The sequence below is a fragment of the Microcoleus sp. K5-D4 genome (genome assembly GCF_036704575.1).
Taxonomy (GTDB): domain Bacteria; phylum Cyanobacteriota; class Cyanobacteriia; order Cyanobacteriales; family Microcoleaceae; genus Microcoleus.
The window spans coordinates 17,973-31,650 of the sequence record NZ_JAUBSD010000029.1 but is presented as its reverse complement, the minus strand read 5'-3'; the positions used below and the strand labels follow the sequence as shown (position 1 = coordinate 31,650).

Below are 13,678 nucleotides of genomic sequence, written 5' to 3'. Positions count from 1 at the left end.
TAATTTATGTCTTCAAATTCTCCCTCTTCTTGGCACACCGTAGCAATTGACCAAACTCTCCAGCAGCTAAGCAGCAACAAAGACGCTGGCTTGAGCAGCAAACAGGTGTCAGAACGCTTGCAGCAATACGGCCCCAACGAACTCGAAGAAACAGGAGGCCGCAGTCCGTGGTCGATTTTTGTCGATCAGTTCACCAACATCATGTTGTTGATGCTGATGGGTGTGGCCGTGATTTCGGGTTTTTTGGACTTTCGGTCGAATACTTTTCCCAAAGATGCGATCGCCATTTTTGCGATCGTCATACTCAACGGCATTCTCGGCTATTTACAAGAAAGCAGCGCCGAAAAAGCCCTCGCAGCCCTCAAAAACCTCGCTTCTCCCCTAGTCAGAGTCGTGCGGGACGGCAAAACTTCGGAAATAGCAGCCAAGGAACTCGTACCCGGAGACGTGATGCTGTTGGAGGCTGGGGTAAAAATAGCAGCAGACGCACGCTTGATCGAAACATCAAATCTGCAAGTCAGAGAATCTGCTTTGACAGGAGAAGCTCTAGCCGTAACCAAGCAAGCAGAGCTAGAACTTCCAGAAGATGCTTCTTTGGGCGATCGACTCAACCTGATTTTTCAGGGCACAGAAGTTGTTCAGGGACGAGCAAAGGCGATCGTCACCAACACTGGAATGCAAACTGAACTGGGCAAAATTGCCGCCATGCTTCAGTCAGTAGAAAACGAACCGACTCCCCTGCAACAGCGGATGGACCAGTTGGGAAAGGTTCTAGTCTCCGGTGCCCTAAGCTTAGTCGCAATTGTCGTCATCGGCGGCATGATTACCTTCCAAAACGGCAGCATCGGGTTCGATACCAGCAGGTGGGAAGAATTGTTAGAAGTTTCTCTAAGCATGGCTGTGGCTGTGGTTCCCGAAGGACTCGCAGCAGTCGTGACAGTTACTCTGGCACTCGGAACTAGGCGGATGGTGAAACGAAACGCCCTGATTCGCAAACTGCCGGCCGTAGAAACTTTGGGTTCGGTAACTACCATTTGTTCTGACAAAACAGGTACCCTGACTCAAAATAAAATGGTTGTTCAGCTAGTGTCTACGGGCGACTGCACTGTCGCCGTCGCAGGCGATGGCTATGCCCCGATCGGAGATTTTACCGATCGCCTGACATCGGCCAAAATTAATAATTTAGAGGAATATCCAGAACTCGAATCTTTATTAATTGCCTGTGCAGTTTGCAACGATGCAGTATTGCAACAAGAACAGCAAGAATGGCAGATTTTAGGCGACCCCACAGAAGGAGCTCTGCTTTGTGTAGCGGGAAAAGCAGGCATTTATAAGGAAAAACAGTCTCAATTGCTGCCGCGGACGGCGGAATTTCCTTTTTCTTCCGAACGCAAACGGATGAGCGTGATTTGCGAAGTGCCGGGCCGATCGGGAAATTCGGGATTTCCCGCAGCAGAAGGACAGCAGTCGAATTATTTGATGCTGACCAAAGGTTCTCCAGAGTTGACTTTGGAGCGCTGCAAAGGCATTATAGTCGGCGATCGAGTACAACCTTTAACCCAGGAAATGCGCGATCGCATCCTCGTCGAAAACAACAACATGGCAAGCGGCGGTTTGCGAGTCCTCGGCTTTGCGTACAAACTCTGGGAAAACTTGCCCCCCGAAGGTTCTGAGGAAACCAGCGAACAAGACATGATTTGGCTGGGACTCGTCAGTATGCTGGACGCCCCGCGCCCGGAAGTGCGCGAAGCAGTGGTGAAGTGCCGCAATGCTGGCATTCGGGTGGTGATGATTACAGGAGACCACCAGTTGACAGCAAAAGCCATCGCCTACGATTTAGGTATTGCAACAGAGGGCGATCGAGTTCTCACCGGTCAAGAATTAGAAAAGCTCAGCCAAGAAGAACTCAAACAGCAAGTCGAACAGGTTAGCGTTTACGCCCGCGTTTCCCCCGAACACAAATTGCGAATAGTCCAAGCTTTGCAAAGTTGGGGCAAATTTGTCGCGATGACCGGCGACGGAGTTAACGACGCCCCCGCCTTGAAACAAGCCGATATCGGCATCGCCATGGGGATTACCGGCACCGATGTCAGCAAAGAAGCTAGCGATATGGTGCTCCTCGACGACAACTTCGCAACTATTGTCGCCGCCGCTGAAGAAGGGCGAGTGGTTTATAGCAATATTCGCCGCTTTATTAAATACATTTTGGGCAGCAACATCGGCGAAGTGTTGACAATTGCGGCCGCACCTTTAATGGGTTTGGGAGGAGTGCCGCTGACGCCGCTCCAAATTTTGTGGATGAACTTAGTAACAGACGGCGTTCCCGCTTTGGCCTTGGCCGTGGAACCGGGGGAACCGAACGTGATGAGAAAGCCTCCTTTCAGTCCGCGAGAAAGTATTTTTGCGCGGGGTTTGGGTTCTTACATGATTCGGATCGGGATTATTTTTGCAATTTTGACGATCGCAATGATGTCCTGGGCTTACGGATATACCACCAGCCCTAACCATGTTGGAGATCCCGAGGCTTGGAAAACAATGGTGTTTACAACTCTTTGTTTGGCACAAATGGGTCACGCGATCGCAATTCGGTCTAACACTCAGCTAACTATTGAGTTAAATCCCTTCACTAATGTTTTTGTGTGGGGGGCTGTAATTGTGACTACTATTCTGCAATTGATGCTGATTTACGTTCCGCCGCTGAGAGAATTTTTCGGCACTCATTATTTGACGGCGTTTGAATTGATGGTTTGCTTCGGTTTCAGCGCCCTGATGTTTGTGTGGATTGAAATGGAAAAACTGTTTTTGCGCTTTTACAAATCTAGAAAATAGTGTTAACGGCTGACTAAGAATTAGCGAGGTTTCATTATTAGCTAGCACCCTCGCACGCAATATTCTCAAGTACAGCCGCCAGGGGTTTCAACCCCTGGAACACTGCCAAAGTCATCGCTATGAAGACTAAAGAGATTGTGTCACAATAAAACATTTATTACTTCGTTATAATGTCATTGAGAGGGCAACGAGCGGCGAAAATCGCAATCGTAAAAGCGCTCGGTTGACAACCTGTAAGGTGCGCCCGGTCGTGCACCCTACGATGGCTGTATTACCAATTACCAATTACTAATATTATGTATTTAAAAACGCTGCATCTACGGCAGTTTCGGAACTATTTCGATCAAAAGGTAGCTTTTGACGCTCCCAAAACCATTTTAGTAGGAAATAACGCGCAAGGAAAATCTAACTTGTTAGAAGCGGTAGAGTTGCTTTCTACCTTAAAAAGCCACCGGGTAGGGCGCGATCGCGATTTAATACTCGACTCAAAGCCGATCGGGCAAATTGATGCTACACTCGAACGCCAAACCGGAGCGATCGACTTAGCTTTAACTCTTCGCTCTGGGGCGCGTCGAACACTCAAGATCAACGGTGAACCGCTGCGCCGCCATTTAGACTTTTTGAGCGTCTTAAATGTAGTGCAATTTTCTTGTTTGGATTTGGACTTAGTGCGCGGCGGACCCGAAGGAAGGCGCAATTGGATCGATCGCCTAGTCATCCAGTTAGAACCGATTTACGCTCACATTTTGCAGCAGTACAACCAAATTTTGCGCCAACGAAACGCTCTATTGAAACGTTCTAAAGAAATCAGGAAAGCGGAATTTTCCGACAGTTTTGACAAGATGCCATTTATTGCACCCGAAAGTCCTGAACCGGAAAATACAGAAGACTTACCCATCCCCAATTCCCAATTCCCAATTCCTAACTCCCAATTGCCACTTCCCCGTTCGGAATTAGCTTTGTGGGACGCGCAGTTGGCGACAGCGGGTGCTCGCGTCATCCGCAGGCGCGATCGAATTTTGGAGCGTTTGATGCCTTTAGCTCGAAATTGGCACCGTTCAATTAGCGGTTCTGCCGAAGTTTTAGATGTGAAATACGATGCTAATATTGAAGTAGGGGCGGAATTAATCGCTAAAGATAATCTCGAAGGAGTGCGACAAGCATTTTTAGAGAAAATTCAAAAAAGAGCGATCGCAGAACAGTTTCAAGGAACCACTTTAGTCGGCCCCCACCGCGACGACATTATATTTACAATTAACAATACCCCAGCTCGTCAATACGCATCCCAAGGTCAGCAGCGAACTCTGGTATTAGCATTAAAATTAGCCGAACTGCAGCTTATTGAAGAAGTCGTCGGCGAAGCGCCTTTACTCTTGCTCGACGACGTACTTGCAGAACTCGATCTGAGCCGCCAAAATCAACTTTTAGAAACAATTCAAGAACGATTTCAAACTCTGATTACTACAACTCACCTAGGCGCTTTTGATGCTCAGTGGCTGCGACAAACCCAAATTCTCTCCGTCGTTGCTGGACAAATCAATCGATTTTAGATTTTAGATTTTAGATTTTAGATTGACAAATTTTCTGTTTCATGGTATTGAAACAAAAAAAATGTATAAAGTGGCATTATTAGCTCAATTCGAGATAGGATAAAGGTTAATTTTGATTGCCGCTTTCGCTTCCATTTTTCTAAACCTTATGAAGCATTACATTTCCCGTCTGTTAGCCCTGGTATTAGTTGTTGTCATCGGCGTAGCGGGCTGTACCAATGTTCCGGCCACTCTGAGTGGAGATTATGGCCAAGACACATTAGCATTAGTGAAGAGCTTGAGAACAGCGCTCACTTTGCCAGAGGGCACGCCGGAAAAAGCAGCCGCTCAAGCCAAGGCTCGCACAAGTATCAACGATTTTTTTGCTGAATACCGCCGCGATCCCGCTCTTACCAAGCTGGCCTCTTTCACGACAATGCGGACGGCATTAAACTCTTTGGCAGGACATTACAGTTCCTATCCAAACCGTCCCGTTCCTGAAAAATTGAAAAAGCGTCTTGAGTCAGAATTTCAGCAGATTGAAGCTGCTCTTAACAGAGGAGCTTAATCTCAAAATTTAGGATCGAGGATAAATTTTAATAATTCATCTTTCATCCTTGATATTTGAGTGTTAACAATTTTTAGTAGAAATATCAACTGCTTTTAGCGCCCACTGTATCCAGGCGCTTTTTTATGCAGCATTTAGAGAAAAAATACTGAAAAATCGAACTGGATATGATATCAAATCCGGGCTTTTTACCCCCTTTATTTTTGAGTCCGCGAAGGCGCGTTCCTGCGCGCAAACACTTAGGCAGAGGTAAGTTTGTATAACATAGCAGCGGTTTAATCACCGAGTCTTATCTTGCCCGATCGCCTTTATTGAATTTAAATAGCTGCCAGATAGAATTTGCATTGTGCGATCGACTTGTGCCATAACTAAGTCAACCGAAAAAAGTAGAAAATTTGTAGCTGCTTGTTGAGCGCGATCGCATTTTTGCGATCGCCACCCAATTTAAACCAGAAAACCCCATTCCATTCTCCCATGAAAATTGCACCAACTCGCATCGCGAATTTTCAACACCAGCGACGCTTTTTAAGTGCGGTAACTGCTGTTTTAACCAGTAGCTTCATCAGCCAGCTTGTTTGGCCGTTTATCGGAAATCAACCAGCTTTTGCCCAAACATCAGCCTATTGTCAATTATCCCAAGAACAAGTCAATCAAAAAGAAGACTTGCGCCGCGCCGCGCTCTCGGGAAAACGGGAATCTCAGCAAGCATATTTTGCTGTTTTGAACAAACACGCGCGGGAAATAGCAGAATGCCGCCAAAAAACTTGGCCGGAAACCCAAGCAGTTTGGCTGCGTTTGTATCCCTGCGATGTCAGACCCGGAGAACTCGATCGAGTATTGGACAAAGTTGTGAATAAAGGCTACAACCAAGTCTATGTTGAAGTGTTTTACGATGGTCAAGTGCTGCTACCAGTCGCAGACAATCCTACGGCTTGGCCTTCTGTTTTGAGAAATCGCGGTTACGAGAAATACGATTTGTTAGAAAAGGCGATCGCCAAAGGCAAACAGCGAGGTTTAAAAGTTTATGCCTGGTTATTTACCATGAACTTTGGCTATAGCTATGCTCAGCGTGCCGACAGACAGCAAACCCTCGCTATCAACGGTAAAAATCAGACAAGTTTAACAGTAAGTGAAGGCGCAGCAATTAACGAGGACTTCGGAGAAGTTCCGGGCAATCAAGCCTTTATCGATCCGTACAACCCACAAGCACGGCAAGACTATACTTTGTTAGTAAATCAAATAGTCAAGCGCAAGCCCCAAGGAATGTTGTTCGACTACATTCGCTATCTACGGGGCATCGGACCCGCTTCAGTTGCTACCAAAGTTCAAGACTTGTGGATTTACGGCCCAGCATCGCAGCAGGTTCTTTTGCAGCGGGCTAACAATCAGCAAGGGCGAGATTTAATTCAGCGATATTTGACTAGAGGATTTATCAATACTAATGATGTTCAAGCAGTAGTCAAACAGTATCCAACTGAGCGAGAACCTCTTTGGCAGGGCCGAATTCCGCAGGTGATGTCAGTAGCAACTCCACCTTCTAGAAGGGAGAATGCCGCATCAAGAACAGCCTCAACAACTCCCGCCACTAACAAGCCAAACCCTGCAACTCCCACACCAAAACCGACACCGCGGCTTCCCGATACCGGCATTCTGCAAAAAGACCTGTGGAAACTGAGCGTTGCTCACGCAGTCCAAGGGATTTTAGATTTTTTGGGGGTAGCAATTCAACCAGCTCAAAGGATGGGAATTCCTGTAGGAGCGGTGTTTTTTCCCACTGCAAATCAAGCGATAAATCAAGGGGGATATGATTCAAGATTGCAGCCTTGGGACACATTTCCGGCTACTGTAGAATTCCACGCCATGTCTTACGGAAATTGCGGGGATGTAAGCTGTATTGTGCCACAGGTGCAGCGGACAGTAAGTTTAGCGCCTGCGGGAGCAAAAATTATTCCTGCTATTGCTGGAGATTGGGGAAAACCTCTCAAAAATCGGCCGTCTTTGGAGATTCAAATGCGGGCAATTCGTTCTGCGACGCCGCAAATTAATGCGGTGAGTCATTTTGCTTTTGGGTGGCAAGAACCGGAGGATGAAAGGGCGCGGCAAACTTGCCGGTTGTAGGGGGATTAGTTGTTGTAGAGATGCGATTTGTAGCGTCTCTACAAAACGGGATTTGGGAAAGCAGCTAACTGTTGGACAAACTCTTGGTGCGTGGCACTGTTTAATCCCGTTTGAAGAGTTGCGATCGCACTTGGCATATCCCCGTCTAAGAGTGCTGGAACAGCCAGCCACAACCCCGGAAAAACTCTGCTGCGGATAATTCCTTCTGCATCGGGTAGCAGAGAAATATATTCTTCTTCCTGCAAGGAAAACCAATCAAGGCGGCGATCCATTACTTGCCAAACGAGATATTCTCTCACCATGCTGCGGCGGTAAACTCGCTTTTTGTCCCGCAGATCGATCGTAGCGGTACTAGCAGCAATTTCGGCAACAAATTCCGGCGCGCCTACAATGTAGCCGTCATCACTGAGGCTAGTTGCACCGCCATGTCGGGCATCAATCAGCAATACAGCATCCGGTTGAGGTTCGTTATCCACATCAAGACGCACCGTGGGGTTATCGCCAAGACGCACGCCTGGAGTAGCAATTTTGTAACTCCACAGCCAGCCCATTAAATCCGCATGGGGTTCGGCGTGGGGTTCAAAGCGTAAGGGTGAAGCCATATAAACAATTCCTTCGATCAATTCTGCTTTTTTGAGTCCCGGCATCGCTGTATAGCGTCGCTCGAATTCGGCACGGGTGAGCAAATCGCCATTTTCCAAAGGAGGGATGCTGATGCGGCTGAGATTTGCGGGAGCAATCATGGCTTTTCTCCTGTTGTTATGCGTCGGTATCTTGAATTTTATCTAATTTTAGGCATAGCTGTAAGCCAGAGTTATATTATCAGAAATAAATGCTGTGGCAAATGAGTACCAAATTGACCAATCAATGGGCGCTAAAAATCTTGTTTTTAATCGGATCGATCGCCCTAATTTCCCTTATTTCTGAAACGGGACAAACTGCAAACTCAAATTCGCTCGCCCAACAAATCGCACCCGTTGAAAATCCCCCGCCAAACCTGCTGAAACCTCCAAAACAAAAAACACCACATTCTCCCCCCGCAACTCCCTCTCCCAAACCTCCCGAACAACCTTTAGTCTTCGCACCGCCCGCGCAATTTCGCAGCCAAATTGTTTATAAAGCCAGTATTAACAACTCAAAAGTTATCGCCCTGACATTTGACGATGGCCCTTCGCCTGAAACTTTGAAAATATTAGCAGTTTTGCAGAAATATCAAGTTGTGGGTACATTTTTCTGTTTGGGTGCAAATTTGCGGGAGTATCCAGAAATTGCGAAAAGAGTTGTGGAAGCGGGAAATGCGATCGGCAATCATACTTGGCATCACTATTCTCACAATGTTACCGAAAAAACAGCATCGGATGAAATAGATAATACTGGGGTTCATATTTATCGATCGACTGGGGCCAAAAGTTTCTTGTTTCGCCCCCCCGGCGGCCGCTTAAATAACGGTTTGGCAAATTACGCTAAAAAGAAAAATTATGTAGTGGTGATGTGGTCGATCGATCCTAAAGACTTTCTGCAACCTCCGGCGGCTGCGATCGCCCGTAGCGTGCTATCCCAAGCTTCAACCGGGGCGATCGTATTGTTGCACGACGGCGGCGGAAATCGCCAGCAAACAGTCGAGGCGCTATCTGTAATTATTCCCAAACTCAAACAGCAGGGATATCGTTTTGTAACCGTGCCGCAATTACTGCAAATGCAAGCAGCCCAAAAATAGCGAATTGCAGATCGCAAATCCCAATGAACAGACATCTGGGCAAAATCGGCTTTATCTGCATTTCATCTGCATCCATCTGCGGTCAACAATCAAAATTCTGCTAAACTTATTAATAACCATAAAACCCTTTATTAATCATAATGCAAAAACTTCTATCAAGAGACATCAACCTCCGCTATCTAATCGATAACTTCGGCTTGCAGCGAGTTCGCAACAGCGAATTTTTCCGAGAATGGCAAGAAAACTTACCCGAAGTAACAGACTCAGAAAAACAATTGCTCGATCGCGTCCAAGACATATACTTCAACTTAGTAGACAACCCGCCTGTATTGGAAAATGCAGTCAAGCTAACAATCATCAGCCCCATTTTGTTTATTGCCGGTCTGTATGAGTCTCCTTTTCAAGTCAAAGCCGAAAAGTCGATCGCCATTCAAGAGGAAGACGAAGGCAGAATCATCGAAGGCAGAATAGATATCCTAATTATGAAAGCAAACTTGTGGGTGACAGTAATTGAATCCAAACAACTTTCGTTTTCAACTGACGAAGCACTTGCCCAACTCCTGACATATATGCTCGCAGATCCCGATCCCGAAACTCCTACTTTTGGAATGATTTCTACAGGTGGTAACTTTAGTTTTGTCAAGTTAGTCAGAGGCGAAATAGCTCAGTATGCCTTATCTCCAGAATTTGTAATCCGCAATCCCGGCAATGAATTGTACCGGGTTTTGCAGATTTTAAAACGCCTGAGTCAACTTCCAGACTAGCAATAAAAGCCATTTTGAGTTATCTTTCAAAGCAGACAATATCTAATATCTCAAATTTCAAACTGGTGCGAGCATGGTAAATTACTCGATAGTCGGCGCTGTGGCAATAGCTTCTGTCTGCTGGGCAGAAATAATACGAGACTTTTATCACGTCGTGTCCCATTATTGGGCACCCCTGCAAAAGCTGCACACTTGGCATCACCGCGTTTTCCGCCCGAATTTGACCCCCGTCAGCGAGACAATTTACAAGCAAGCACACTGGCGTCACGACGTGCCCGAAGCTGCGGCGATGATGGTTTTGGGGTTGTTGCTGTGGGGTGTAGCTTATTTTGGGCTACCGGAATATCACTGGGGCGCAGCAGCGGGCTGTATTTATACTTTAGGCTTTTTGGTGAGCGCGATCGCCCGCGGGTGCGGCATCAAAGGCGCAGACGAATTAACCGACATCACCCACCAACCGGGAGACTTCCTGACTCCCCCTGGCAAGTGGTTAGTTAATAAACCTTATCACTGGCGGCATCACTTCGACAATCAAAATGCTTACTATTGCGGTACTTTCACCTTAATAGATAAACTTATGGGTACAGCACTTTCTCTCAAAGGCAAAACTGTAGCCGTCACCGGTGCATCGGGAACTTTAGGTCGTTCGCTTCTCAAACACCTGCACAAAGCTGGTGCAAAAGCGATCGCCCTCACCTCTGGAAATGAGGAAATTACTTTGAATTTAGACGGCGAAAGTTTACCTATAAAAACCGTAACTTGGCAAGCTGGTCAAGAGGCAGACTTAGCCCTATTTTTAGAAAAAATCGATATTCTCGTCATCAATCACGGGATTAATGTACACGGAGAAAGAACAGGAGAGGCGATCGCAAACTCCTACGAAATTAACACTTTTTCCGCGTGGCGGCTGATGGAACTCTTTTTCTTAACAGTCCGCACTAACGAAAACATCGCTTGCAAAGAAGTCTGGATCAACACTTCAGAAGCAGAAGTAATTCCCGCTGTCAGTCCCCTGTACGAACTCAGCAAACGCGCCCTGGGAGATTTAGTCACCCTGCGGCGGCTAGACGCACCCTGCATCGTTCGCAAACTGATTTTAGGGCCGTTTAAAAGCAACTTAAACCCGATCGGCATCCTGTCTCCTGACTGGGTAGCGCAGCAAATTGTCAAACAAGCTAAAGCCGATGCGCGCAATATCATCGTGACAATTAATCCTTTGACTTTTATAGTTTTTCCAGTCAAAGAGTTTTTTGTTTCTCTCTACTTCAAAATTTTCAGCCGGAAAGCGATTTCAGAGATTAAAGCAGCGGCGGTTTCGGAAAAATCTAGCGTTGAATCTAAGATTAATTAATCAACAAGAAACCCGGTTTTTTAGATAAACCGGGTTTCTAACTTGGGATGTAATACCCCTTTGATTCTTTTGTCCCTCTCTGCAGAGACTAAATTTTGTGTACGATCGGTTTCAACAGCCGAGTCTTCTCTAATTACTAACCTCAGCCATTTCAATTACCCGGCCGTCATAATCCTTGACCAAAAAATTCAGCGGCTTTTCCCGGCGAATTTTATAACTAATGCCCCGAGTTTGTACCCTCATCAATAGCTGATCCAAACATTCGCGATCGAAACAAACGTGACGCGGGCGATTTTTTTCCCCTACACCGGCCCCACTAATAATGTGCAGTTGGGTATTTTTCATCAACTGATACCACAAACCCTCGGGACTGCCCATCGTTTGAGAGCTCGTTGCCCTCCCGACATTCGGCGACAAATACAGCGGATCGATACCAGTTGTGCCCAAAGTTTGCTCGTAATTGTAGTAGTAGTGCAGCGGCACTTCTGCTACGGGCAGGTTTAGCATACCTTCATAGAACTCCCTGGCTTGTCCGAGATCGGATACCATTACCGTGTGTACCTTCGGAGCACTGGTGAGAAACATCCACATCGCCCCCGCATAGGCGGCCAGCAGCATCACCATAATCCCTTGAGTCGAAAACAAGCTGTCAAGGGGCAGGGATGGCAAGAAAGAACTCAGGTGTAAAGGGTGAAGTCCAAAAGCAATAAAACTAACTGCTAGAGTCATGAATTATAAGAAAGGGTAAACAACGAAATTTATCAAGATTGCAGTCGCGATCGCCCGCGAGACTTAAACTATTAGCTTAGCCATCTATGTTAGCAAAAACTAGCGGTTAAGCCCTACCCGATGAAAGTCTTTGTATACGGCACTCTCAAACCGGGGGAGTCCAACTACCTCCGCTACTGCGAAGGAAAAGTTGTGGATGCTTACCCCGCGATCGCCCGCGGTCAACTTTTTGCCCTGCCGATCGGCTATCCTGCGATGATGGCCGGAGATGGCACAGTCTGCGGTTTTCTTCTCTGTTTCGCAAACTCGGCTATTTTGGACGATTTAGATCGATTGGAAGACTATCATCCGCTGCGTGAACCGACACAAAACGAATATCAGCGGCAGGAAATCGAAATCTTCGATCTGCACCTCAAACCTTTAGGCACGGCTTGGGCTTACTTCATGTTACCCGATCGCGTTCGTTCCCTAGGAGGCATCTGGCTGCCCCACGGCAGGTGGGAAAATCGGTTTTTCACCAAATAAGGTGGTTAATGCCGATGAGCTTACTAAATAGCCATTGCAGTGGGCGAAGGTGGCTCAAACCTGTAACCGTAACCCCGAATAGTTTTAATAAACTGCGATCCAGTAGCATCAACTTCAATCATTTTCTTGCGAATCTGACCGATATGTACGCTAACAACTTTCTCTTCTCCTGTGTCGTTGCAGTTCCACCCCCAAATTTTTTCAATTAGCTGTTGGCGACTCCAAGATTGACGGGAATGACTTGCTAAAAAATACAGGATATTAAATTCCAAGGCTGTTAACTTGATAATGCGATCGTTGAGTGTTGCTTCCCGACGCGCCGAATCGATCGCGAATCGATCGAATATAATACGTGATGGAGTCACAGGTCTCATGCGTCTCAACACAACTTCTATACGAATTGCCAACTCTGCCAAACCAAAGGGTTTACAGATATAATCATCAGCACCGGCGGACAGGACTTTAAGTTTATCAGCTTCGTCTGTGCGGCTGCTTAGCATGATCACAAAAACATTAGTACGGCGCTGCATTTCTTGGCAGAGGTGATAGCCTGTAGTATCCGGCAAATTCCAATCGAGAACTACTAGCAGTGGCTTTAATTTCTCAAACAATTCTAAAGCGGTCTCGCCATCTGCTGCCGAATCTACTTGATATTTCTGAGTTAAAAAACGATGAACTAGAGTGCGGATGGATGGGTCATCATCCACAACTAGAATCTTGGGAACAGTATCAGTAGTCATCACAAAAAAAAATATTTTTCTTGTCAGTTGAAACTTGGCAATTACAGTACAGCTTTAGTCAAGCATAAATCCCAGATCGAGCCAAATAACTGGTAATTCTTCAATTAACTTAGCTTGGAGGTCAAAAGGCTCTCCCATATCCCAAATTTTGACTTCTAGGCGTTCGCTAAATACGGTTATTTCAAGGTTAATCGGAGTTTCAAATGGCAGATTTTTATGAGCGTGACGAACAGCATTTGTAAACCCTTCTATCGTAGCAAGTTTGCACTGCTGCAAAACTGCTTCGGGAATGGGTAGATACTCTAACTTCTCGACCCACCATAAAACTTGAACAACACTCTTGAGGTCAGTATTGAGTTGAAGGTGAATTGTTTTAATTGGCTGGTTATAAGTTTGACAAGATTGGTAATTGCGTTGCTTTTGCCACCCCAAAATAAAGGCATTCCACAAGTCAAGTACCCGCTTTAAATAACCAGATTGAGGCGGAGGTTGGGGTGGTATTATACCTGGATGAAAATATTTCACAATTAATAGACAGTTTCGCTCGTCATAAGTGCGTGTATAGCTTAGCTTATCGGCAATTTTGCTAATAAGTTTTATGCCTATTCCACGGGAGGGAATGTCATTTATACTATTTTTCATGTTGCTATCCTTTCTCATCATTTAATAGGTGATTTTTAGAGACACAAGAGAGTGGCATTCTGAAGGGTTAATTTTGCCTGATTTATGCCTGACTTTTCCCGTATGCCCTGCAGTTGTTGTCAGGATCATTTTCTCTTTGTTGCTGGGGTCTTGACAAACTCAGTTT

The 13,678-nt window shown here is 46.1% G+C and carries 12 protein-coding genes; 8 read left to right on the top strand and 4 right to left on the bottom strand.

The annotated features are described in order from the left end of the window. Positions 1-6 precede the first annotated feature (6 nt). The 4 genes from QUA77_RS11815 to QUA77_RS11800 all read left to right on the top strand — a co-directional run bounded on the left by QUA77_RS11815 (position 7) and on the right by QUA77_RS11800 (position 7,044). Positions 7-2,829, top strand: a complete 2,823-nt coding sequence (locus QUA77_RS11815; protein WP_333450252.1) for a cation-transporting P-type ATPase — start codon at positions 7-9, stop codon at positions 2,827-2,829. Between the two features lie 296 nt (positions 2,830-3,125). Further along, complete coding sequence (locus QUA77_RS11810) at positions 3,126-4,379, top strand: DNA replication/repair protein RecF (RefSeq protein WP_333450251.1); 1,254 nt, start codon at positions 3,126-3,128, stop codon at positions 4,377-4,379. Between the two features lie 148 nt (positions 4,380-4,527). Continuing rightward, positions 4,528-4,926 (top strand): photosystem II protein Psb27, encoded by a 399-nt coding sequence (psb27, locus tag QUA77_RS11805; RefSeq protein ID WP_333107406.1) that lies wholly within the window; start codon positions 4,528-4,530, stop codon positions 4,924-4,926. A gap of 474 nt (positions 4,927-5,400) precedes the next feature. Beyond that, entirely contained in the window at positions 5,401-7,044 is a 1,644-nt protein-coding gene (locus tag QUA77_RS11800) for a family 10 glycosylhydrolase (protein WP_333450250.1), read from the top strand. 38 nt (positions 7,045-7,082) lie between these two features. On the opposite strand, the gene QUA77_RS11795 is transcribed toward QUA77_RS11800, so the two are convergent. Then, the gene (locus tag QUA77_RS11795) at positions 7,083-7,787 is read right to left on the bottom strand and encodes a Uma2 family endonuclease (protein WP_333450249.1); all 705 of its coding nucleotides are present in this window, start codon (positions 7,785-7,787) and stop codon (positions 7,083-7,085) included. 101 nt (positions 7,788-7,888) lie between these two features. Between QUA77_RS11795 and QUA77_RS11790 the strand changes: the two genes are divergently transcribed. The 3 genes from QUA77_RS11790 to QUA77_RS11780 all read left to right on the top strand — a co-directional run bounded on the left by QUA77_RS11790 (position 7,889) and on the right by QUA77_RS11780 (position 10,876). Next, positions 7,889-8,761 (top strand): polysaccharide deacetylase family protein, encoded by an 873-nt coding sequence (locus tag QUA77_RS11790; RefSeq protein ID WP_333450248.1) that lies wholly within the window; start codon positions 7,889-7,891, stop codon positions 8,759-8,761. A 140-nt stretch (positions 8,762-8,901) separates the two neighbouring features. Further along, entirely contained in the window at positions 8,902-9,525 is a 624-nt protein-coding gene (locus QUA77_RS11785; protein WP_333450247.1) for a restriction endonuclease subunit R, read from the top strand. Positions 9,526-9,598: 73 nt separating this feature from the next. Continuing rightward, positions 9,599-10,876 carry a bifunctional sterol desaturase/short chain dehydrogenase gene (locus QUA77_RS11780; protein ID WP_333450246.1) on the top strand — a complete coding sequence of 426 codons (1,278 nt, stop codon included), beginning with the start codon at positions 9,599-9,601 and terminating at the stop codon, positions 10,874-10,876. A gap of 129 nt (positions 10,877-11,005) precedes the next feature. On the opposite strand, the gene QUA77_RS11775 is transcribed toward QUA77_RS11780, so the two are convergent. Next, positions 11,006-11,605 carry a glyoxalase-like domain protein gene (locus QUA77_RS11775; RefSeq protein ID WP_333037013.1) on the bottom strand — a complete coding sequence of 200 codons (600 nt, stop codon included), beginning with the start codon at positions 11,603-11,605 and terminating at the stop codon, positions 11,006-11,008. Positions 11,606-11,725: 120 nt separating this feature from the next. Here QUA77_RS11775 and QUA77_RS11770 point away from each other — a divergent pair, with 120 nt between their 5' ends. Beyond that, complete coding sequence (locus QUA77_RS11770; RefSeq protein ID WP_333450245.1) at positions 11,726-12,130, top strand: gamma-glutamylcyclotransferase; 405 nt, start codon at positions 11,726-11,728, stop codon at positions 12,128-12,130. Between the two features lie 23 nt (positions 12,131-12,153). On the opposite strand, the gene QUA77_RS11765 is transcribed toward QUA77_RS11770, so the two are convergent. Together QUA77_RS11765 and QUA77_RS11760 are read right to left on the bottom strand one after the other, a co-directional pair. Further along, entirely contained in the window at positions 12,154-12,870 is a 717-nt protein-coding gene (locus QUA77_RS11765; RefSeq protein ID WP_333450244.1) for a response regulator transcription factor, read from the bottom strand. Positions 12,871-12,924: 54 nt separating this feature from the next. After that, on the bottom strand, positions 12,925-13,512 hold the full coding sequence (locus QUA77_RS11760) for an ATP-binding protein (protein ID WP_333450243.1): 588 nt from the start codon (positions 13,510-13,512) through the stop codon (positions 12,925-12,927). Positions 13,513-13,678: the final 166 nt, after the last annotated feature.